Origin of the sequence: Ralstonia flatus, from assembly GCF_958439105.1 — a bacterium.
Classification (GTDB): Bacteria; Pseudomonadota; Gammaproteobacteria; order Burkholderiales; family Burkholderiaceae; genus Ralstonia; species Ralstonia flatus.
Map to the genome: position 1 here is coordinate 295,346 of NZ_CAUDLI010000003.1, position 19,733 is coordinate 315,078.

At 64.2% G+C, this 19,733-nt stretch carries 21 protein-coding genes; 8 read left to right on the top strand and 13 right to left on the bottom strand.

Annotated elements, in window-relative coordinates; genetic code table 11:
- Positions 1 to 25: 25 nt before the first annotated feature.
- The 4 genes from moaA (at position 26) to R2676_RS08430 (ending at position 3,525) form a co-directional block, all read left to right on the top strand.
- Positions 26 to 1,147 carry a GTP 3',8-cyclase MoaA gene (gene moaA / locus R2676_RS08415; RefSeq protein ID WP_206275521.1) on the top strand — a complete coding sequence of 374 codons (1,122 nt, stop codon included), beginning with the start codon at positions 26 to 28 and terminating at the stop codon, positions 1,145 to 1,147.
- A 20-nt stretch (positions 1,148 to 1,167) separates the two neighbouring features.
- A complete protein-coding gene (mobA, locus tag R2676_RS08420) occupies positions 1,168 to 1,782 on the top strand; it encodes a molybdenum cofactor guanylyltransferase MobA (protein WP_206275522.1) in 615 nt (204 codons plus the stop codon).
- A gap of 32 nt (positions 1,783 to 1,814) precedes the next feature.
- Positions 1,815 to 3,095 (top strand): molybdopterin molybdotransferase MoeA, encoded by a 1,281-nt coding sequence (moeA, locus tag R2676_RS08425; protein WP_206275523.1) that lies wholly within the window; start codon positions 1,815 to 1,817, stop codon positions 3,093 to 3,095.
- Between the two features lie 151 nt (positions 3,096 to 3,246).
- Positions 3,247 to 3,525, top strand: coding sequence for a hypothetical protein (locus R2676_RS08430; protein WP_004635681.1), 279 nt, complete (start codon positions 3,247 to 3,249; stop codon positions 3,523 to 3,525).
- 75 nt (positions 3,526 to 3,600) lie between these two features.
- Here the strand turns inward: R2676_RS08430 and R2676_RS08435 are convergent, their stop codons facing one another.
- The 5 genes from R2676_RS08435 to pncB form a co-directional block, all read right to left on the bottom strand.
- Positions 3,601 to 5,085: a DNA recombination protein RmuC gene (locus R2676_RS08435; RefSeq protein WP_206275524.1), complete on the bottom strand. Its 1,485-nt coding sequence runs from the start codon at positions 5,083 to 5,085 to the stop codon at positions 3,601 to 3,603.
- 12 nt (positions 5,086 to 5,097) lie between these two features.
- Positions 5,098 to 6,099, bottom strand: a complete 1,002-nt coding sequence (locus R2676_RS08440) for a 2-hydroxyacid dehydrogenase (RefSeq protein ID WP_206275525.1) — start codon at positions 6,097 to 6,099, stop codon at positions 5,098 to 5,100.
- 19 nt (positions 6,100 to 6,118) lie between these two features.
- Entirely contained in the window at positions 6,119 to 7,528 is a 1,410-nt protein-coding gene (locus tag R2676_RS08445; RefSeq protein ID WP_206275526.1) for a sodium:proton antiporter, read from the bottom strand.
- A gap of 135 nt (positions 7,529 to 7,663) precedes the next feature.
- On the bottom strand, positions 7,664 to 8,383 hold the full coding sequence (locus R2676_RS08450; RefSeq protein ID WP_206275527.1) for a LutC/YkgG family protein: 720 nt from the start codon (positions 8,381 to 8,383) through the stop codon (positions 7,664 to 7,666).
- Between the two features lie 89 nt (positions 8,384 to 8,472).
- A complete protein-coding gene (pncB, locus tag R2676_RS08455) occupies positions 8,473 to 9,642 on the bottom strand; it encodes a nicotinate phosphoribosyltransferase (RefSeq protein WP_206275528.1) in 1,170 nt (389 codons plus the stop codon).
- A gap of 181 nt (positions 9,643 to 9,823) precedes the next feature.
- Here pncB and prfB point away from each other — a divergent pair.
- The 4 genes from prfB (at position 9,824) to R2676_RS08475 (ending at position 14,275) form a co-directional block, all read left to right on the top strand.
- Positions 9,824 to 10,928, top strand: a protein-coding gene (gene prfB / locus R2676_RS08460) for a peptide chain release factor 2 (protein WP_102064856.1) whose coding sequence is annotated in 2 segments (ribosomal slippage) — positions 9,824 to 9,904 and positions 9,906 to 10,928 — 1,104 coding nt in all. Because the reading frame shifts where the segments join, the coding sequence is not laid out codon by codon here.
- Positions 10,929 to 10,953: 25 nt separating this feature from the next.
- Complete coding sequence (locus R2676_RS08465; RefSeq protein ID WP_206275529.1) at positions 10,954 to 11,694, top strand: SDR family oxidoreductase; 741 nt, start codon at positions 10,954 to 10,956, stop codon at positions 11,692 to 11,694.
- Between the two features lie 24 nt (positions 11,695 to 11,718).
- Complete coding sequence (gene lysS, locus R2676_RS08470) at positions 11,719 to 13,263, top strand: lysine--tRNA ligase (RefSeq protein WP_147214205.1); 1,545 nt, start codon at positions 11,719 to 11,721, stop codon at positions 13,261 to 13,263.
- A gap of 268 nt (positions 13,264 to 13,531) precedes the next feature.
- Positions 13,532 to 14,275: a glycine zipper 2TM domain-containing protein gene (locus R2676_RS08475; RefSeq protein ID WP_206275530.1), complete on the top strand. Its 744-nt coding sequence runs from the start codon at positions 13,532 to 13,534 to the stop codon at positions 14,273 to 14,275.
- Positions 14,276 to 14,357: 82 nt separating this feature from the next.
- Here the strand turns inward: R2676_RS08475 and iscX are convergent, their stop codons facing one another.
- The 8 genes from iscX to R2676_RS08515 all read right to left on the bottom strand — a co-directional run bounded on the left by iscX (position 14,358) and on the right by R2676_RS08515 (position 19,726).
- Positions 14,358 to 14,552 (bottom strand): Fe-S cluster assembly protein IscX, encoded by a 195-nt coding sequence (gene iscX / locus R2676_RS08480; protein WP_009238557.1) that lies wholly within the window; start codon positions 14,550 to 14,552, stop codon positions 14,358 to 14,360.
- Positions 14,553 to 14,583: 31 nt separating this feature from the next.
- Positions 14,584 to 14,922 (bottom strand): ISC system 2Fe-2S type ferredoxin, encoded by a 339-nt coding sequence (gene fdx / locus R2676_RS08485; protein WP_206275531.1) that lies wholly within the window; start codon positions 14,920 to 14,922, stop codon positions 14,584 to 14,586.
- 46 nt (positions 14,923 to 14,968) lie between these two features.
- Positions 14,969 to 16,834 (bottom strand): Fe-S protein assembly chaperone HscA, encoded by a 1,866-nt coding sequence (gene hscA, locus R2676_RS08490; RefSeq protein ID WP_206275532.1) that lies wholly within the window; start codon positions 16,832 to 16,834, stop codon positions 14,969 to 14,971.
- Positions 16,835 to 16,903: 69 nt separating this feature from the next.
- On the bottom strand, positions 16,904 to 17,443 hold the full coding sequence (gene hscB / locus R2676_RS08495) for a Fe-S protein assembly co-chaperone HscB (RefSeq protein WP_206275533.1): 540 nt from the start codon (positions 17,441 to 17,443) through the stop codon (positions 16,904 to 16,906).
- Positions 17,444 to 17,487: 44 nt separating this feature from the next.
- Complete coding sequence (locus R2676_RS08500) at positions 17,488 to 17,688, bottom strand: DUF3565 domain-containing protein (protein WP_206275534.1); 201 nt, start codon at positions 17,686 to 17,688, stop codon at positions 17,488 to 17,490.
- Positions 17,689 to 17,698: 10 nt separating this feature from the next.
- Positions 17,699 to 18,019, bottom strand: a complete 321-nt coding sequence (iscA, locus tag R2676_RS08505; RefSeq protein WP_027677785.1) for an iron-sulfur cluster assembly protein IscA — start codon at positions 18,017 to 18,019, stop codon at positions 17,699 to 17,701.
- 26 nt (positions 18,020 to 18,045) lie between these two features.
- Positions 18,046 to 18,447, bottom strand: a complete 402-nt coding sequence (gene iscU, locus R2676_RS08510) for a Fe-S cluster assembly scaffold IscU (RefSeq protein WP_004635709.1) — start codon at positions 18,445 to 18,447, stop codon at positions 18,046 to 18,048.
- 61 nt (positions 18,448 to 18,508) lie between these two features.
- Complete coding sequence (locus tag R2676_RS08515; protein WP_027677786.1) at positions 18,509 to 19,726, bottom strand: IscS subfamily cysteine desulfurase; 1,218 nt, start codon at positions 19,724 to 19,726, stop codon at positions 18,509 to 18,511.
- Positions 19,727 to 19,733 lie beyond the last annotated feature (7 nt).

A 19,733-nucleotide genomic window follows, 5' to 3' on the forward strand; every position in this document is an offset into this window, starting at 1 on the left:
GTGGATTGACGCGCCGCACCACACCATGACTGAAACCGTCATCCCCCTCTACGATCTGCGTGATGGCCAGCACCATCGCGCCACGGTGCCCACCGTGCCCAATGTGCTCGTCCCTGCAGAGGGCAGGCTGACGGATACGCGCGGCCGCCGGCTGCACGATTTGCGTATCTCCGTGACGGACCGCTGCAACTTCCGCTGCGTCTACTGCATGCCGAAGGACGTGTTCGACAAGGATTACCGCTTCCTGCGGCATTCCGAGTTGCTGTCGTTCGAAGAGATCGAGCGCATGGCGCGGCTGTTCATCGAGCACGGCGTCGAGAAGATTCGCCTGACCGGCGGCGAACCGCTGCTGCGCAAAGACATCGAGCGTCTCGTCGAAATGCTCGCGCGCCTCACCACCGCCGAAGGCAAGCCGCTGGACCTCACGCTCACGACCAACGGCGCCCTGCTCGCCCGCAAGGCGCAATCGCTCAAAGACGCGGGCCTGAGCCGCGTGACGGTGAGCCTCGATGGCATCGATGATGCGACCTTCCGCCGCATGAACGATGTCGACTTCGCCGTGAGCGAGGTGCTGCACGGTATCGAAGTCGCGCAGAACGTGGGCCTCGCGCCGCTGAAGGTCAACATGGTCGTCAAGAAAGGCGACAACGAAGACCAGATCGTGCCGATGGCGCGCCACTTCCGCGGCAGCGGCATCATCGTGCGCTTCATCGAATACATGGACGTGGGCACGACCAACCATTGGGACATGCGTTCCGTCGTGCCGTCGGCCGAAGTGATCAAGCGTCTTTCGTCCGAGTTTGCGCTCGAGCCGGCGTCGCCCAATTACAGCGGCGAAACGGCCGAGCGCTGGCGCTATGTCGACGGCGCCGGCGAGGTGGGGGTGATCTCCAGCGTGACCCAGGCGTTCTGCCACGATTGCACCCGCGCGCGTTTGTCGACCGAAGGCAAGCTGTATCTCTGCCTGTTCGCCACCGAAGGCTTCGACCTGCGCGCGCTATTGCGCGGCGGCGCGACCGATCTGGAACTCTCCAACGCGATCCGCTCTGTCTGGCAGGGCCGCGCCGACCGCTATTCCGAATTGCGTGCGAGCGGCAAGGCCCAGCCGGCCGGCCGGCGCATCGAAATGTCCTACATCGGCGGGTGAATCCGCCAGCGTTCAACGACATGATTCCGACATCCGACATTACCGGCCTGATCCTGGCCGGCGGCCGGGGCAGCCGCATGGGCGGCGTCGACAAGGGCCTGCAGACGTTTCGCGGCGCGCCGATGGCGATGCACACGCTGATGCGCCTGTCGCCGCAGGTGGGCCACATGCTGATCAACGCCAATCGCAACCTCGCGGCGTACGAATCGTTTGGCGTGCCGGTGGTGGCGGATTCGGTGCCGGACTTTGCCGGCCCCTTGGCCGGCATCCTGGCCGGGCTGGAGCAATGCCAGACGCGCTACCTGCTGACCGCGCCGTGCGATTCGCCTTTCGTGCCGACCGACCTAGCCGCCAAGCTCTCGCAGGCAATGGAAGAAGCCGACGCGCGCATCGCCATGCCGGTGACGATGGAGCCGGATGCGCAAGGGGTACCGCGCAGGCAGGTGCAGCCTGTCTTCTGTCTGATCGATGCGCTGCTGGCCGACGACCTGATCGTCTATCTGCAAGGCGGGGGCCGCAAGATCGAAACCTGGACGGCACGTCATCCGACAGTCGACGTCGTGTTCGACGACAGCGCCGCCTTCGCCAACATCAACACGCTGGAAGAACTGCACCAGCTGGCCAAGCACCGCTAGAGCGCCAACGCCACCGATCCCTCATCGACGTCATGACCACCCTCGCCTCCGTCGTTTCGTGTCTGTCCGATTACGATCCGAATGCCCTGCCCGTCGCGCAAGCGCAAGCCATCATGCGCGACTTCGTGCAGCCCGTGACGGGCGTTGCCCGCGTGCCCATTCGCAGCGCGCTGGACCGCGTGCTCGCTGAAGACGTGCTGTCGTCCATCGACGTGCCTTCGCACGACAACTCGGCGATGGACGGCTTCGCCTTTGCCGGCGCGGAACTGGCCGGCGACGCAGGCGAAGTCTCATTGCGCGTGATCGGCACGGCATACGCGGGGGTCGCCTTTGACGGCGCGCCCGGCGCGGGCGAAGCCGTGCGCGTCATGACCGGTGCCGTCATGCCGGCGGGCTGCGATACGGTCATCCCGCAGGAGTTCACGCAAGGCGATGCCAACACCGTCCGCTTTGCCCGCGATGCCGTGCGCGCCGGCGACAACCGCCGTCTGCGCGGCGAAGACCTCGCGCGTGGCAGCGCCGCACTGTCCGCCGGCCGAACACTGCGCCCGGCCGATATCGGTCTGCTGGCCTCGCTCGGCATCGCCGAGGTGTCGGTGCGCCGCAAGCTGCGCGTGGCGTTCTTCTCGACCGGCGACGAGCTTCGCTCCATTGGTGAACCGCTCGACGCCGGTTGCGTGTACGACTCCAACCGCTACACGCTGCACGGCATGCTTTCGCGCCTGGGCGTGGAATTGCTCGACATGGGCGTCGTACGCGACGACCCGGCGGCGCTCGAAACCGCCTTCCGCACCGCCGCCGAAAACGCCGATGCGATCATCACTTCGGGCGGTGTCTCCGTCGGCGAAGCGGACTTCACCAAACAGATGATGGCCAAGCTCGGCGACGTGACGTTCTGGAAGATCGCCATGCGCCCGGGCCGACCGATGGCGTTCGGACGCATCGCGTCAAATGGCCACAGCGCGTTCCTCTTTGGCTTGCCCGGGAACCCGGTAGCGGTGATGGTGACGTTCTATCACTTCGTGCGTGGCGCGCTGCTGCGCATGATGGGCGCCACCGACGCCGGCGCACCGCTGGTGCCGGCCGTGAGCGCCGCCCCGATCCGCAAGCGGCCCGGGCGCACGGAATATCAGCGTGCAATCGCCGCGCTGAACGATCGCGGCCAGCTCGAAGTCCGCCTGACCGGCCAGCAGGGCTCCGGCGTGCTGCGTTCCATGAGCGAAGCCAATTGCTTCGTCGTGCTCGCCCACGAACAGGGCCAGGTCAACGCCGGAGACAGCGTGCAGGTCCTGCTATTCGACGGTCTCGTCTAGGCGGCGTGGCGACAGCGGCTTTTGTGCCGACAGCAACACCGCATGCTGTCGGTTTTTTGCGTCACCTCCGGGCTGCGGGTATCGGCGCACCGGTCGATTCGCTACACTCTGCGCCAGTTTGATTGTTTCGGATTTGAGCCTGAGCACTGCCATGATGACCAAGGAGATTGCGTATCTTCACCCGGCCCATACCGCCCGCGCGCTGGTACTGGTGTATCTCTGTTTCTCGCTGCCGGTCGTGGGGCTGTTCTTCTTCGTCGGCTTTGTCCGCTACGGTGAACTGCCGACGATCGTCGTGCTCAGCGGCCTGATTCTCAATGCTTTGGTCGGTTTTGGCGCGCTGTGGCTCGCCTGCCATGCCTACAACTGGGTCGCCGAGCGCTTTGGCGGCATCGAGATCCTGCTGCGCGACGTGCCGGAAGAAGCCTGATCGCTTCCGAGGTCCACAAAGAAGGGGCGGAATATCCGCCCCTTTTCTTTTGCTGATGGCCCGGTTAGACCGGTCTTAATCGCCCTCGATTTCCTCGTCCGGCGGCACGGCGGTCTCCAGCCCCAGCACGCTCTGCGCAGAATCGCTCGGCAACGCCTCCACGGCCTTGAGCTTGCGGTTCATCTGTCGCGTACGCACCTCGGCCTGCTCGATGTTGCTGACGGCGCGCTCCAGCGTTTTCTTCGTCGCGGCCAGCACGTCGCCAAACTTCCCGAACTCGCTCTTCACGGCACCGAGCACTTGCCAGACTTCGCTGGAGCGCTTTTCCAGCGCCAGCGTTCGGAAGCCCATCTGCAGACTGTTGAGGATCGCGGTGAGCGTGGTCGGGCCCGCCACCGTCACGCGGAACTTGCGCTGCAGTTCGTCCGTCAGGCCCGGGCGGCGCAGCACTTCTGCGTAGAGGCCTTCCGTCGGCAGAAACAGGATGGCGAAGTCGGTCGTAGCCGGCGGCGCGATGTACTTCTCGTGGATGGTCTGCGCCTCCTTGCGCACCGCGCCTTCCAGCTCGCGGCTCGCGCTGGCAGCGGCTTCGGCATCGGCACGTTCCTGTGCGTCGAGCAGGCGCTCGTACTGCTCTTTCGGGAACTTGGCGTCGATCGGCAGCCAGACGGTGGCATCGTGATCGGCATCGGTCTTGCCGGGCAGGCGGATGGCAAATTCCACGCGCGCACCCGTACCGTGCACGGTCTCGACGTTCTTGTCGTACTGCTCGGGCGTCAGCATCTGCTCCAGCAGCATCTCGAGCTGGACTTCCCCCCAGGTGCCGCGCGTCTTCACGTTGGTCAGCACCTTCTTCAGGTCGCCCACGCCCTGGGCCAGTGCCTGCATTTCGCCCAGCCCGCGATGGACCTGTTCAAGCCGATCCGACACCAGCTTGAACGATTCGCCCAGGCGCTGCTCCAGCGTGGCGTGCAGCTTTTCATCGACGGTGCGGCGCATCTCGTCGAGCTTGGTCGCGTTGTTCGCCTCGATGTCCTTGAGCTTCTGCTCCAGCGTGGCGCGCACCTCGGCCAGACGGCGCTCGTTGCCCTCGCCCAGTTGGGCGAGCTGCTGCTGCATCGTCTCGCCAAATCGACGCAGCGCGTTGCCCTGCTCTTCGCGTGCCTGCTGGGCTTGCTGCTGCAGGTTCTGACGCACGGCCTCGAGCTGCTGCGTGTTCGTCTCGGTCAGCTTGGTGAGCTGCTGCGCGAACGTGTCGATCTGGTTGTTCTGCAGCGTGGCGACGCTGGTGAGCTGCGTGGCCAGCACCTGCTGGAACTGCCCCAGTTGTTGCGTGACGTCGCTGCGGCCGATGCGCGCCGTCTCGGCGATTTCGCCGCGCAGTTCGCGTTCGATGCGTTCGTTGCCGCGCGTGAGTTCCCGCATGAGCCCATCTTGCAGCGCCGCGAGCATCGGCGATACATCGCTCTGCGCCGGGCGAGACACGCCGCGCCAGATCAGCACGCACAGCGCGACCACCACGGCCACGCCCAGCAACGTCAATAAAGCCAACCAGTCCATATCAGCGTTCGGTCAGGAGGATGCGCGCTGCGCCAGCGCATCCGGGTTCAACAAGTTGGGCGGCTGCCCCGCGCGCGGGCCGAAGCCCAGCGCCGCGATAAGGTTGTCGGCCGCCAGGTTGGCCATGCCGAGGCGCGTGCCCAAGGTGGCACTGGCAATGTGCGGCGTGAGCGCGACGTGCTCGGCGTCCAGCAATGCCGGATGCACCTTAGGCTCACCTTCGTACACGTCCAGGCCGGCGGCAAAGATGCGCTTCTCCGCCAGCGCCTGCGCCAATGCGGCGTCATCGACGATGCCGCCGCGCGCGAGGTTGACCAGCGTGGCGGTCGGCTTCATCTGTGCCAACTCGGCCGCACCGATGGCGTGATGGCTTTCCTTGGAATACGGCAGCACCAGCACGAGGTGATCAGCCTGCCTCAGCAAATCGTCCTTGCTGACATAGGTGGCGCGCGTGCCCTGCTCGACTTCGGGCGAAAGCCGGCTGCGGTTGTGATAGATCACGCGCATCGAGAAGCCGCTCGCGCGCCGCGCCAGCGCCTGGCCGATGCGGCCCATGCCGAGAATGCCCAGCGTGCTGCCATACACCTCCGCGCCGAGGAACATGTCGTAAGTCCACCGCTTCCATTGCCCCGAACGCAGCCAGCGCTCTGACTCGGAGACGCGGCGTGCGGCGGCCATCAGCAAGGCCCACCCGAAATCGGCGGTGGTCTCGGTCAGGATGTCCGGCGTGTTGGTGGCCAGGATGCCCGCGCGCGTCATCGCGGCAAGATCGAAGTTGTTGTAGCCGACGGCCATATTGCACACCGCACGCAGCGTCGGCACGCGGCTGATCAACTCGGCGTTAATGGTGTCGGCCGCGTTGGACAGCAGGCCCACGCGGCCTTGCAGCCGCTCGGCCAGCGCTTCGGGCGGATACTCGATGTCCGCCTGGTTGTCGATCACGTCGAAGGTCTCGCGCAAGCGCTCGAGCACTTCGGGAAACATCGCGCGGGTGACAAGGATTCCGGGTTTCATACGTTCAGCACACGTTCGGTTAGCGGAAGAAGACGAAGGTCATCAGAACGAAAATCGGCAAAAGAATGCACACGGACCACAGCATGTAGCCAAAGAAGCTCGGCATCTGCAGACCGCGGCTTTCGGCGATGGCCTTGACCATCAGGTTGGGCGCGTTGCCGATGTAGGTGTTGGCGCCCATGAACACGGCCGCGGCGGAAATCGCGGCCAGCGTGGACGCGCCCTCGCTCATCAGCATGGAGGCGTCACCGCCGGCGGTGTTGAAGAACACCAGATACGTCGGCGCATTGTCGAGGAACGACGACAGCAACCCCGTCGCCCAGAAGTACATCGCGTTGTTCGGCTGGCCCGCGCTGTCGTTGACGAGATGGACGATGCCTGCGAACGGGCCGTCCACGCCGGCCTTGAGCATGGCAATGACCGGCCCGATGGTGATGAAGATGCCGGCAAACAGCTTGGCGACTTCCAGGATGGGCTCCCAGTTGAACTCGTTGCCGGCGCGTGCGCTTGCCGGGGTGAGCCACAACGAAAACAGCGCGATGGCGACCAGCCCGATGTCGCGCACCACGTTCTGCAGCAGCACCTCCGTGCCCATCACGTAGAAGACGATGCCGGGCTTCCACAGCCCACTCATCAGCACGAGGCCGAGAATGCCTGCCAGCAGTACAAAGTTGACGTTGCCCTCGAAGCGCAGCGGGCCTGCATCGTCCGGCGTGGCGTCGGTGATGTTGGGCAGTTCTTCCTTGCCCGTGCGATAGAGGTAGCTATCGATCAGGAAGAAGATCGCCAGCAGCAACACCCACATCGTCAGCGTCTGGCGCCACAGATGCTGCGTGGTCCAGAAGAAATCGACACCTTGCAGGAAGCCGAGGAACAGCGGCGGATCGCCCAGCGGCGTGAGCGCCCCACCGGCATTGGCCACCAGGAAGATGAAGAACACGACGACGTGCGCCCGATGCCGGCGTGCCTCGTTGGCGCGCAGCAAAGGCCGGATCAGCAGCATCGCGGCGCCGGTCGTCCCCATGATGCTGGCCAGCGCCGTGCCAAGCGCGATCAACCCCGTATTGAGCTTTGGCGTGCCATGCAGATTGCCGCGAATGCAGATACCGCCCGCAACAACATACAGAGCGGCGATCAACGCGATGAAGGGAATGTATTCAGCAAGAGCCGCGTGATTGACGGAAGCGATGGCCGCCTCCGTGCCAAACGCGATCCCGAACGGCACCAGAAGCGCCAACGCCCAGGCCGCTGCGATCTTGCCGTAATGGTCGTGCCACAGCTTGGGCACGAGGAGCGGTGCGATCGCAATCGAGAGCAGGATGCCCGCGAATGGCACACCCCAGAGCAGGGACAATTCCGCGCCGTTCACATCAGCGGCGCGCGCCAGGCCACAGACAAACAGGAAGACAAGGGGCCAGAGGCGTTTCACGTCGGCGTTCTCCTAAGCGCGGGCGCAGCAAACGCCGCCGCGCCACAAACAAAGACGCCAGTGTAAACGCCCGAGGTCTGTTGCCTCCTAAACGTCCACGGATGTTTGATGGGCCAACGCGCCCAGGACGCCGCGTCAGGCGGTCGTCACAACAATCACGTGCACGCGATACGGGCCATGTGCACCGAGCACGATGGTCTGCTCGATATCGCCCGTGCGCGACGGCCCGCTGATGACGTTGGTGGCGCGCGGCAGCTCGCCCCGCTCTGCGCGCATCAGCGCATAGGCGTCTTCCAGCGTGGCGACGATGCGCGACTGCGGAACCACGGCGATATGCGTCTCGGGCAGCAGCGCCGTGGAGGCGACATTCTCCGGCCCCGACAGCAGCATCAGCGAGCCCGTCTCGGCAATTGCGCAGAAGCAGCCCGTAATGCCGACGAGATCGCCGTGTTCCCGATCGGCTTGCGCCTCACGCACGGGCGGACGGAATTCGATGCCGATACCGGCCGCCGCCCAGTCCAGCGATTGCAATGTCGTCCAGGCCACGGCTTGCGGCTGGAGGTTCAGCCCCGACAAGTAGCGGGCCACCGCGCCCGGCACGTCGGACAGCGCCTCCACCGACTCCAGCGTGGAGGCCATCTTCAGCGCCTGCTCGGCAAAATGCGCGGCCAGATTTTCCGGCACCGGCGGGCGCGGGCCGGCAGGGTGGCGCGCGAGGTAATCCGCCACGGCGTCGCGCTCACCCTGCGTCGGTTGCGCGGGACGATGCTGCGCATTGCGGATGCGGGCAAAGATGGCGTCGCGTGCGCGGCTCGTGTCGAGCGGGTCGACGGGGGTGTCCGGTTGTGATTCCATGGCGGCTCCGAAAGATCGATCGATTATACGAGCCGCTTTCCGCGCGATCCGCCACGGCCGTTGAAACTTATTCGGCGCCGGCGTGAGCCTTATTGCACGCCAAAGACCTGCTTCAGATACGTGAGGTAGGCCGGATCGTCGCACATCGTCTTCTCCGGCGCGTCCGATAGCTTGGCCACCGGTTGGCCGTTGCAGCGGACCATTTTGATGACGATCTGCAGCGGCGTGTAGCCCAGGTCGTTGGTCAGATTGGTCCCGACGCCGAACGCCAGCTTGCAGCGACCGTGGAAACGCTCATACAGGCCGATGACCTTGGGCATGTCGAGGCTGTCGGAGAAGATCAGCGCCTTGGACTTCGGCTCGGCGCGCATGTCGTCGTAATGCTTGAGCATGCGTTCGCCCCACTCGAACGGGTCGCCGGAATCATGGCGAACGCCGTCGAAGAGCTTGCAGAAGAACATGTCGAAATCGCGCAGGAAGGCGTCAAAGCCGTAGGTATCCGACAGCGCGATGCCAAGATCGCCGCGATATTCCTTGGCCCACGTTTCCAGCGCAAAGGTCTGGGAATCGCGCAGGCGCGGGCCCAGCGCCTGGCAGGCCTGCAGGTATTCATGCGCCATCGTGCCGAGCGGCGTCATGCCGTGCTTCATGGCGAAGTGGACATTGCTGGTGCCGGCGTACTGGGCGCCCAGCTGCGCACGCGTCTCCAGCAGCACATGCTCGTGCCAGGTGTGCGAAAAGCGGCGGCGCGTGCCGTAGTCGGCAATGCGGCAGTCCTCCAGGCCGGGGCGCTTGAGCGACGCCAGCTTGTCGGTCAGGCGGCGTTTGCCCTCCTCCCACTGCGGGTGCGTCTGCGTGCGGCTGAAGAACACCTCGTTGACGATGGCCAGAACCGGCACCTCGAACATGATCGTGTGCAGCCACGGCCCCGCGATGACGATCTCGATCTGCCCGTCGTTGCTCGGTGCACGGCGCACGTCGATGTACTTCTCGTTGAGATGGAACAGGCCGAGAAAATCGACGAAATCGCTCTTGATGAAGCGCATGCCGCGCAGGTAATCCAGCTCCGGATCGGTAAAGCGCAGGGTGCAAAGGTGGCGGATCTCGGCGCGGATCTCTTCAATGAACGGCACCAGATCGACGCCCGCGTTGCGGCACTTGAAGCGGTATTCGACGTTTGCACCGGGAAAGTGATGCAGCACCACCTGCATCATGGTGAATTTGTACAGGTCGGTATCGAGCAGCGAGCGGATGATCATCGGACAGCGCCAAAAGCCATGTGGACTGGTCGTCATGCTAACCGAAGCGAGGCGGGACGCCTGTGGCCGCCACAGAAATCCCGCCGCGCCCGTCCGGAAAATGGCGGTTTTGACGGTCTACGCGGGCGGAAAACCCCTTGATTCCGCTATAATTTCCGGTTTCCGACCGGATTTTTGCACCATGGAAGCAGAACGCCTTAATGCCATCCAGAACACGTTGGCCGACCTGAAGTCGCGCGCCGACGACCTTCGGAGGTATCTTTGACTACGACGTCAAATCTGAACGTCTAGTTGAAGTCGATAAAGAACTCGAAAACCCCGAGGTCTGGAACGATCCCAAACGCGCCCAGGAACTGGGCCGCGAGAAAAAGTCGCTTGAAACCGTCGTGCTGGCATTGACCAAGCTCGACGAAGACCTCACCGGCGGCGCTGAGCTGTTCGAGCTGGCCCGCGAAGAAGGCGACGACGACACCATCGAAGCCATCGAGGCCGACACCGCAGGCATGCGCGCCATTGTCGAAGACATGGAATTCCGCCGCATGTTCTCCGGCCCGATGGACGCCGCCAACTGCTTCATCGACATCCAGGCCGGCGCCGGCGGCACCGAAGCGTGCGACTGGGCATCGATGCTGCTGCGCCAATACCTGAAGTACTGCGAACGCAAGGGCTTCAAGACCGAAGTGCTGGAAGAGTCCGAAGGCGACGTGGCCGGCATCAAGAGCGCGTCGATCAAGGTCGAAGGCGAATACGCGTTTGGTTTCCTGCGCACCGAGACCGGCGTGCACCGCCTGGTGCGCAAGTCGCCGTTCGACTCGGCAGGCGGGCGCCACACGTCGTTCTCGTCGATCTTCGTGTATCCGGAAGTCGATGATTCGATCGAGATCGAGGTCAACCCGGCCGATCTGCGCGTCGACACCTATCGCGCTTCCGGCGCGGGCGGTCAGCACATCAACAAGACCGATTCGGCCGTGCGGATTACGCACATCCCGACCGGCATCGTCGTGCAATGCCAGAACGACCGCTCGCAGCACCGCAACCGCGCCGAAGCGATGACGATGCTGAAGTCGCGTCTGTATGAGCACGAACTGCGCAAGCGCCAGGCTGCTGCCGACGCGCAGGAAGCCGCCAAGACGGACGTAGGCTGGGGCCATCAGATCCGCTCGTACGTGCTGGACCAAAGCCGCATCAAGGACCTGCGCACCAACGTGGAAATCTCCAACACGCAGAAGGTGCTGGACGGCGACCTCGACCCGTTTATCCAGGCGAGCCTGAAACAGGGCGTCTGATCCGCGCCCAACCTGAGCGACTGCCATGTCTGACACGTCCCTGTTCATCCTGACCGGTGCCTCGCGCGGCCTGGGCGCCGCGCTGGCCCAGGCGCTGATGCAACCTGGCCACCGCCTCATCTGCGTCGCACGCGGCGATAACGCCGAATTGCGCGCGCAGGCGGCAGCCGTCGGCGTGACGCTCGACTGGCACCAGGTCGACCTGTCCGACGCGCATGCCGCCGAGGCCTGGATGACCAAGACGCTCGCCGCCCTGCCCGCTTTTGCCAACGTGACGCTGGTGCTCAACGCCGGCGCGGTCGAGCCGATCGGCACCATCGATACGCTGCGTGCCGATACGCTGCTGCCGCACCTGCAGTTGAACCTGGCCGGCCCGATGGCGTTGACTGCTGCCCTGCTGCGCGGCACCGCCGCGTGGAACGCGCAGCGCCGTGTGCTGGCGATCTCGTCGGGCGCAGCACGCCGGCCGATCGCCGGCTGGGCGGCGTATTGCACCGGCAAGGCGGGGCTCGACATGTTCGTGCGCGCCATCAACGCCGATGGCGACACCAGCGTGCGCGCCGTGGCGCTGGCCCCCGGCGTGATCGACACCGACATGCAACGCACCATCCGTGGCGCCGACTTTGCCGGCGTGCAGCGCTTCCGCGATCTGCACGCGCATGGCGAGCTGGTCTCGCCGCAAGACGCCGCCGCGCGCATCGCCGCCTACCTCGTCCGCCCCGACTTTGGCGCGACCGAGCTGGACGACCTGCGCAACATCGCCTGAACCGACATTCCTCTCATCACCATCATGACCGAACAGAACAACCCGGCCGAATCGAATACCGCGGCCGCCGTGCCGGCGCAGGACGACAACAAGATCATCGCCGAACGCCGCGAGAAACTCGCGGAGATCCGCCAGCAAGGCGTCGCGTTCCCGAACGATTTCCGCCCGACGCACCATGCCGGTGATCTGCAAGCCAAGTACCGCGAGCTGGAACAGGCCGCCCTGGAAGCCGAACCGGTGCAGGTGGCCATTGCCGGCCGCATGATGCTCAAGCGCGTGATGGGCAAGGCGAGCTTTGCCACCGTGCAGGACAGCACCGACCGCATCCAGTTCTACATCAGCCGCGACGCCGTGGGCGAAGACGTCTACGCCAGCTTCAAGAAGTGGGACTTGGGCGATATCGTGGCCGCACGCGGCACGCTGATGAAGACGAAGACCGGCGAACTGTCGGTGGCCGTGACGGAACTGCGCCTACTCTCGAAGAGCCTGCGCCCGCTGCCGGGCGACTACTACGGCCTGGCCGACCAGGAACAGAAGTACCGCCAGCGCTACGTCGACCTGATCGTCTCGAAGGAAACGCGCGACACGTTCCGCGCCCGCACCAAGGCCATGGCGTCGCTGCGCAACTTCATGGCCGGCAACGGTTTCATGGAAGTCGAGACGCCGATGCTGCACCCGATTCCGGGCGGCGCGGCAGCCAAGCCCTTCATCACGCATCACAACGCGCTGGACATGCAGATGTTCCTGCGCATCGCGCCCGAGCTGTACCTCAAGCGCCTGATCGTCGGCGGCTTCGAACGCGTGTACGAGATCAACCGCAACTTCCGTAACGAGGGCGTGTCGCCACGACACAACCCCGAGTTCACGATGATGGAGTTCTACGCGGCCTACACGGACTACCGCTGGCTGATGGACTTCACCGAGCAGCTGATCCGCCAAGCGGCCATCGACGCCTCGGGCACCGCCACGCTCACTTACCAGGGCCGCGAGCTGGATCTGGCCAAGCCGTTCCATCGCCTGACCATCTGCCAGGCAATCCAGAAGTACGCGCCGCAATACACCGACGCGCAACTGGCGGATGTCGACTTCCTCCGCGCCGAGCTCAAGAAGTTCAAGATCGACACCAACGCGCCGCAATTCCTGAACGCCGGCGTGGGTACCCTGCAGCTTGTGCTGTTTGAAGAAACCGCCGAGTCGCAACTGTGGGAGCCGACGTTCATCATCGACTACCCGGTCGAAGTGTCGCCGCTGGCGCGCGGCTCCGACACGCTGCCCGGCATCACCGAGCGCTTCGAGCTGTTCATCACCGGCCGCGAAATCGCCAACGGCTTCTCGGAGCTGAACGATCCGGAAGACCAGGCCGAACGCTTCCGCAAGCAGGTCGAACAGAAAGACGCCGGCGACGAAGAAGCCATGTTCTATGACGCCGACTACATCCGCGCCTTGGAATACGGCATGCCCCCGACCGGTGGCTGCGGCATCGGCATCGATCGTCTGGTGATGCTGCTCACCGACAGCCCGAACATCCGCGACGTGATCCTTTTCCCGCACCTGCGCCGGGAAGACTGATCGGTTCGGTCGATCGCCTTCGAAAGACGCCCCTTCGGGGGCGTTTTTTGTTGCCCCCGAAGGCGCAAAACGCGCGCCCACCCCGCTATTTGTAACATCGCCCCGCTTCCACAAACTGTATCAAATGTCGGTAAACACCTGATTTTTAAAGGAAAACTCTCGGTACAGATGCTTACAAATTAAAACGGCATCCGTTTGGGCGATGAACCACACTGTGATCATCGAGAGGCCGCAACATGAACCAATCACGGGCCGCAGGAGAACGAAGATGAACAACAACATCCAACCGAACCAAGGTCAGCAATACGGCGGCACGTCGCCGGGTCAAGTCCCGTCGTCGTCGCGACGCATGCATCCGCTGATGACGACGGCCGCTGTCGCCGTGATCATCGCCAGCCTGACGGCAGTGGCCGCCATTACCGGCGTGCTGCCCACCTCGAAGGCGACGCAGGGCAGCACGGACCCGAATGTGGCAGCCCAGTCGGCAGCGGCCATGCCGGGCGCTTCGGCCCCGATGGCGCTGGCTGCACCGGGCCAGACGACGCAACCGAACCAGGCTGCTCCGTATCCGGCACAAAACGTCGCGCCCGCTCCGGCGCGCGTCCGCGAGCCGTCGTACGCCGAGCGCGCCCCTTCGGCCAACCCGAGCTATGCGCAAACCCAGCCGCGCCAGTCGGCCAGCCCCTATGCCGGCCATGTGACGTCGGTCACCCCGATCACCACGCAAGGCAAGGAAACCGGCCTCGGCATGATCGGTGGCGCTGTGGTGGGCGGGCTGCTGGGTAATCAGGTTGGCCGAGGCAATGGCCGTACGCTGGCGACAGTCGGCGGCGCCTTGGCAGGCGGTTACGGCGGCCACGTGGCAGAAAATTACTACCACCGCGATACCGAGTACCGCGTGAACGTTCGCATGGACAACGGCACGACGCGCAGCTTCATGTACAAGGCTGCCCCGGGCTTCCAGGCAGGCGAACGTGTCCATGTCGAGAACGGGACGCTGGTGGCCGGTTAATCCGGCGTCGCCTTCGCCCAAAAGAAAAACCGGCCGTCGGGCCGGTTTTTTCATGCGCATGCGTTTTATTGAGGCTACGCGCTTATTCCGCTTCGTCGATCCAGGCTTGCTGGATGGCTTCGAGGAATTTCTCGCCGCCACGTTTGTGGTCGTCGTCAAAGCCTTCCAGGGTGACGACCTTGTTGTGCAGGTCGACAAAGTTCAGGCGCGTCGGATCGACGTCAGGGTATTTGTCGTACAGCGCTTCCGCGATCTGCTGGATATCGTTCCATTTCATGATGGGCTCCCTCCTCCGCTGGCCGGTCGGCTCAGTGGTTTTCCTTGGCGTGGTTGATCGTGTACTTCGGAATCTCGACGGTCAGGTCCGTCTCCGCCACCTTGGCCTGACAGGACAGGCGCGAGTTCGGCTCCAGGCCCCAGGCCTTGTCGAGCAGATCCTCTTCCTTCTCGGTCGCCTCATCCAGCGAATTGAAGCCCTCGCGCACGATCACGTGGCAGGTCGTGCAGGCGCACGACTTCTCGCATGCATGCTCGATCTCGATGTCAGCGCCCAACAGCGCATCGCAGATGGTCGTGCCGGGCTTGGCTTCGATCACGGCCCCTTCCGGGCAGTATTCGACGTGAGGAAGGACGACGATGTGTGGCATGAAGAAACTCGTTCGATAAGTGTGTTTGGGGAGATGCGATCGGCGATCAGCCGAGCTCCTCGATACGTTTGCCGGCGAGCGCCTTGCGAATGCCGCGGTCCATGCGGCGTGCGGCGAATTCGTCGGTGCCATGCGAGAGGGCATCCACGGCGTCCTTGATGGCGCGGTGGTCTTCGCTCTGCATGGTGGTGCGCAGTGCGGCGATTTCGGTGTCGATGGCGGCACGCTCCTCGGGCGACAGCAGATCGCCATCGGCGGCCAGCGCCTGCGACAGCGCCTCCAGCAGGCGCTCGGCCTCAACACGCTCCTCCGCCAGCGCTCGACGGCGCATGTCGTCTTCGGCGGACTGGAAACCTTCCTGCAGCATGCGCGCGACATCGTCATCGGCCAGACCGTACGACGGCTTGACAGTGATCGACGCTTCCACGCCCGACACCGTCTCGCGTGCGGACACCGACAACAACCCGTCGGCATCGACCTGATACGTCACCCGGATGCGAGCAGCGCCGGCCACCATCGGCGGGATGCCGCGCAACTCGAAACGCGCCAGCGAACGGCAATCGCTCGCGAGTTCACGCTCGCCTTGCAGCACGTGGATCGCCATGGCCGTCTGGCCGTCCTTGAACGTGGTGAATTCCTGCGCGCGCGCGACGGGAATCGTGCTGTTGCGCGGGATGATCTTCTCGACCAGGCCGCCCATCGTCTCGACACCCAGCGACAGCGGGATCACGTCGAGCAGCAGCCAGTCTTCGCCCGGCGCACGGTTGCCGGCCAGCAGGTTGGCCTGCATGGCAGCGCCAATGGCGACCACTTGGTCCGGATCGAGGTTCGTGAGCGGCGTGCGGCCAAACAGCTGCCCCACGGCACGACGGATGATCGGCATGCGCGTTGCGCCGCCCACCAGCACGACACCCTTCACGTCTTCCACTGTCACGCCTGCATCGCGCAATGCGCGGCGCACCGGCGACAGCGTCTTTTGCACGAGATTGGCGGTCAGTTCGGTGAAGGTCTCGGCGGTCAGCACGAGATGCACGGTCTCGCCGGTGGAGAGCATCGCGTCAATCTCGGTGCTGTCAGCGGTGGAGAGCCATTCCTTGGCGGCGCGCGCCTTGTTCAACAGCAGGCGCGTGTCTTCGGCCGAGAGCGGTTGCAGACCGGCTTGCTCGACGATCCAGCACACGACGCGCTGGTCGAAATCGTCACCGCCGAGCGCGGAGTCGCCGCCCGTCGACATCACCTCGAACACGCCCTTGGTGAGCTTGAGCACCGAGATGTCGAACGTCCCGCCGCCCAGGTCATAGACGGCGTAAATGCCTTCGGCGGCGTTGTCCAGGCCGTAGGCGATGGCAGCCGCGGTCGGCTCATTCAGCAGACGCAGCACATTCAGGCCGGCCAGCTTGGCGGCGTCCTTGGTGGCCTGGCGCTGCGCATCGTCAAAGTACGCCGGCACGGTGATGACGGCGCCGACAAGCTCATCGCCGAGCGTATCTTCCGCGCGCTGCCGCAGCGTGGCGAGAATCTCCGCCGACACTTCCACCGGGCTTTTCACGCCGGCCACGGTCTTCAACTGCACCATGCCGGGCGCGTCGACAAAGTCGTACGGCGTGTTCTCGATGTGGGCGACATCCTTCAGGCCGCGCCCCATGAAACGCTTGACCGAGATGATGGTGTTTTTCGGGTCGCGCACGGCTTCGGCCTGCGCCTTGTAGCCGATGTGGGCGCCGCCCGAGGGCAGATAGCGCACCACGGAGGGCAACAGCGGGCGCCCCTGATCATCGGGCAACACTTCCGGCACGCTGCTGCGCACGGAAGCCACCAGCGAGTTGGTCGTGCCCAGATCGATGCCGACCGCCAGACGGCGCTGGTGCGGTGCGGGCGATTCGCCAGGTTCGGAAATCTGCAGTAAAGCCATGGGGATGTCTCGATTGCGCGGATGGGCTGCCTGCCGGGGCAAACCCAACATTGTCGCAAATTCTGGGTTCTAGTCGTCCAGCCGGTCGATAGCCTCGGCGGTGTCGCGTTCGATCTTTTCGATGAACATCAGTTGGCGCACGGCATCGGCTGCCGCCGCGGTGTTGCCATCGTTACCGAGCAGGCCGGACAGCGCCTGATAACGCGTACGTTTTTCCTTGCGCAGCATGGTCAGCAAATCGTCCAGCGCATCCACGTTGCGCTCGGCCTTGGCGTCGCCGAGCGTTTCGCGCCATTCCATTTGCTGCATCAGAAACGCAGGCGGCATGGCCGTGTTGTTCTCGGCCTGCACGTCGATACCGCGCAGGTGCAGCAGATACGTCGCCCGTTTGAGCGGATCACGCAACGTCTGATAGGCCTCGTTGGCCCGCGTGGCCCATTGCATGGCGACGCGGCGCTCGGCGTCACCTGCGTGGGCGTAACGATCGGGATGCGCCTGCGACTGCACGGTGCGATAGGCAGCGTTCAGCGCGTCTTCGTCGACCTCGAAGTGTTCGGGCAGGCCGAAGAGGGAAAAATGCGTGGCGTTTGCGGACAAACCGGAATTCATGAATAAAAAAAGCGGCCGCGCCGCCTCGTGTTCCTTCGTGTTCCTTATTCGACCGGCTCACCCCGGTCGCACTTCAGGCACTCCACCACCGCGCCGATCTTGCTGGCCCGCCCGGCGTGGGTTTGTGTCCAGGGCCGCAGCTGCCAGGGCGGATCGTGACGCATGTGCTGCCCATGTCCGCAGGCGAGACGGGCGACCCAGTGGCCCTCCTCGTCCCGCTCGAAACCGACAATCGCTTGCTTCAATGTGCCCCGCTCACACGCGGAACGACTCGCCGCAACCGCATTCGTCCTTCACGTTGGGATTGTTGAAGCGGAAACCTTCGTTCAGCCCTTCACGTGCGTAGTCCAGCTCGGTGCCGTCGATGTACGGCAGGCTCTTCGGATCGACGATCACCTTGACGCCGTTGGATTCGAAGACCTGGTCTTCGGCGGCAATCTCATCTGCGTATTCGAGCTTGTAGGCGAGGCCCGAACAGCCCGTGGTCTTCACGCCCACGCGCAGGCCCACGCCCTTGCCACGGCGGGTCAGGTAGCGGGAAACGTGCTGCGCGGCCTTGTCGGTCAGGGTGATCATGCTGCGTCCTTTCTATCCAAACGGGCTCAAGCAGCCTTCTGCTCGGCCGAACCGTGCTTTTCCTTGTAGTCGGCCACGGCCGCCTTGATGGCGTCTTCAGCCAGGATCGAGCAGTGGATCTTCACCGGCGGCAGGGCCAGCTCTTCAGCGATGGCGGTGTTGCGGATCTCCAGCGCTTGGTCCAACGTCTTGCCCTTCACCCATTCCGTCACCAGCGACGACGAAGCGATAGCCGAACCGCAGCCATAGGTCTTGAACTTTGCGTCTTCGATCACGCCCTGCTCGTTGACCTTGATCTGCAGCTTCATCACGTCGCCGCAAGCCGGCGCGCCGACCATGCCGGTACCGACCGTGTCGTCGCCCTTCTCGAACGAACCGACGTTGCGCGGGTTTTCGTAATGGTCCAGAACTTGGTTGCTGTAAGACATTTCACACCTCTTTCAATCGTTGGCTGGCGCGGGGGCGCCTGTTATTCGTCAAACGCCGCGCTCAGTGCGCCGCCCATTGAATGCTGTTCAGATCCACGCCGTCCTTGTACATCTCCCACAGCGGAGACAGGTCGCGCAGCTTGCCGATCTTGCTCTTGAGCAGCTCGACCACGTAATCGACTTCTTCTTCGGTCGTGAAACGGCCCACCGTGAAGCGGATCGAGCTGTGTGCCAGTTCGTCGTTGCGGCCCAGGGCGCGCAGCACGTACGACGGCTCCAGCGAGGCCGACGTGCAAGCCGAGCCCGACGACACGGCGACGTCCTTGATCGCCATGATCAGCGACTCGCCTTCCACAAAGTTGAAGCTGATGTTGAGGTTGTGCGGCACACGGGCTTCCATGTCGCCGTTCACGTACACCTCTTCCATCGTGTTCAGGCCGCGGTACAGGCGATCGCGCAGCATGCGGATGCGCTCGTTCTCGGTCGCCATTTCTTCCTTGGCGATGCGGAAAGCCTCACCCATGCCGACGATCTGGTGCGTGGCCAGCGTGCCCGAACGCATGCCGCGCTCGTGGCCGCCGCCGTGCATCTGCGCTTCGATGCGGATACGCGGCTTGCGTCGCACGTACAGCGCGCCGATACCCTTCGGGCCATACGTCTTGTGTGCCGAGAACGACATCAGATCAACCTTCAGTTTCTGCAGGTCGATTTCCACCTTGCCCGTCGCCTGCGCAGCATCGACGTGGAAGATCACGCCCTTCTCGCGGCAGATTTCGCCCAGCGTTTCGATGTCTTGAATGACGCCAATCTCGTTGTTCACCATCATTACCGAGGCGAGGATGGTGTCGGGGCGGATCGCTTGCTTGAAGACTTCGATGTCGATCAGGCCGTTGTCCTTCACGTCCAGGTACGTCACTTCGAAGCCCTGGCGCTCCAGCTCACGCGTCGTGTCCAGCACAGCCTTGTGCTCGGTCTTGACGGTGATGATGTGCTTGCCCTTGCTGCTGTAGAAGTTCGCTGCGCCCTTGATCGCCAGGTTGTCGGACTCGGTGGCACCGGACGTCCAGACGATTTCGCGCGGGTCGGCATTCACCAGCGCGGCAACCTGCTCGCGCGCGGTCTCGACCGCCTTTTCGGCTTCCCAACCAAACGGGTGGCTGCGCGAGGCCGGATTGCCGAAACTCTCGCGCAGATACGGAATCATCTTGTCGACCACACGCGGATCCACCGGCGTCGTCGCGGAATAGTCCATGTAGATGGGAAGCTGCAGGGTGCTCATATCTTGT

What these genes read in the sequence shown, in the direction of transcription:
- R2676_RS08435 (WP_206275524.1), bottom strand. Translation starts at nt 5,085, where the DNA reads ATGGACTGGTTGGCTTTATTGACGTTGCTGGGCGTGGCCGTGGTGGTC.
- fdx (WP_206275531.1), bottom strand. Translation starts at nt 14,922, where the DNA reads ATGCCACACATCGTCGTCCTTCCTCACGTCGAATACTGCCCGGAAGGG.
- R2676_RS08430 (WP_004635681.1), top strand. Translation starts at nt 3,247, where the DNA reads ATGATGACCAAGGAGATTGCGTATCTTCACCCGGCCCATACCGCCCGC.
- mobA (WP_206275522.1), top strand. Translation starts at nt 1,168, where the DNA reads ATGATTCCGACATCCGACATTACCGGCCTGATCCTGGCCGGCGGCCGG.
- moeA (WP_206275523.1), top strand. Translation starts at nt 1,815, where the DNA reads ATGACCACCCTCGCCTCCGTCGTTTCGTGTCTGTCCGATTACGATCCG.
- R2676_RS08465 (WP_206275529.1), top strand. Translation starts at nt 10,954, where the DNA reads ATGTCTGACACGTCCCTGTTCATCCTGACCGGTGCCTCGCGCGGCCTG.
- moaA (WP_206275521.1), top strand. Translation starts at nt 26, where the DNA reads ATGACTGAAACCGTCATCCCCCTCTACGATCTGCGTGATGGCCAGCAC.
- R2676_RS08515 (WP_027677786.1), bottom strand. Translation starts at nt 19,726, where the DNA reads ATGAGCACCCTGCAGCTTCCCATCTACATGGACTATTCCGCGACGACG.
- R2676_RS08440 (WP_206275525.1), bottom strand. Translation starts at nt 6,099, where the DNA reads ATGAAACCCGGAATCCTTGTCACCCGCGCGATGTTTCCCGAAGTGCTC.
- pncB (WP_206275528.1), bottom strand. Translation starts at nt 9,642, where the DNA reads ATGATCATCCGCTCGCTGCTCGATACCGACCTGTACAAATTCACCATG.
- iscA (WP_027677785.1), bottom strand. Translation starts at nt 18,019, where the DNA reads ATGATCACCCTGACCGACAAGGCCGCGCAGCACGTTTCCCGCTACCTG.
- iscX (WP_009238557.1), bottom strand. Translation starts at nt 14,552, where the DNA reads ATGAAATGGAACGATATCCAGCAGATCGCGGAAGCGCTGTACGACAAA.
- R2676_RS08475 (WP_206275530.1), top strand. Translation starts at nt 13,532, where the DNA reads ATGAACAACAACATCCAACCGAACCAAGGTCAGCAATACGGCGGCACG.
- iscU (WP_004635709.1), bottom strand. Translation starts at nt 18,447, where the DNA reads ATGTCTTACAGCAACCAAGTTCTGGACCATTACGAAAACCCGCGCAAC.
- hscB (WP_206275533.1), bottom strand. Translation starts at nt 17,443, where the DNA reads ATGAATTCCGGTTTGTCCGCAAACGCCACGCATTTTTCCCTCTTCGGC.
- hscA (WP_206275532.1), bottom strand. Translation starts at nt 16,834, where the DNA reads ATGGCTTTACTGCAGATTTCCGAACCTGGCGAATCGCCCGCACCGCAC.
- R2676_RS08450 (WP_206275527.1), bottom strand. Translation starts at nt 8,383, where the DNA reads ATGGAATCACAACCGGACACCCCCGTCGACCCGCTCGACACGAGCCGC.
- lysS (WP_147214205.1), top strand. Translation starts at nt 11,719, where the DNA reads ATGACCGAACAGAACAACCCGGCCGAATCGAATACCGCGGCCGCCGTG.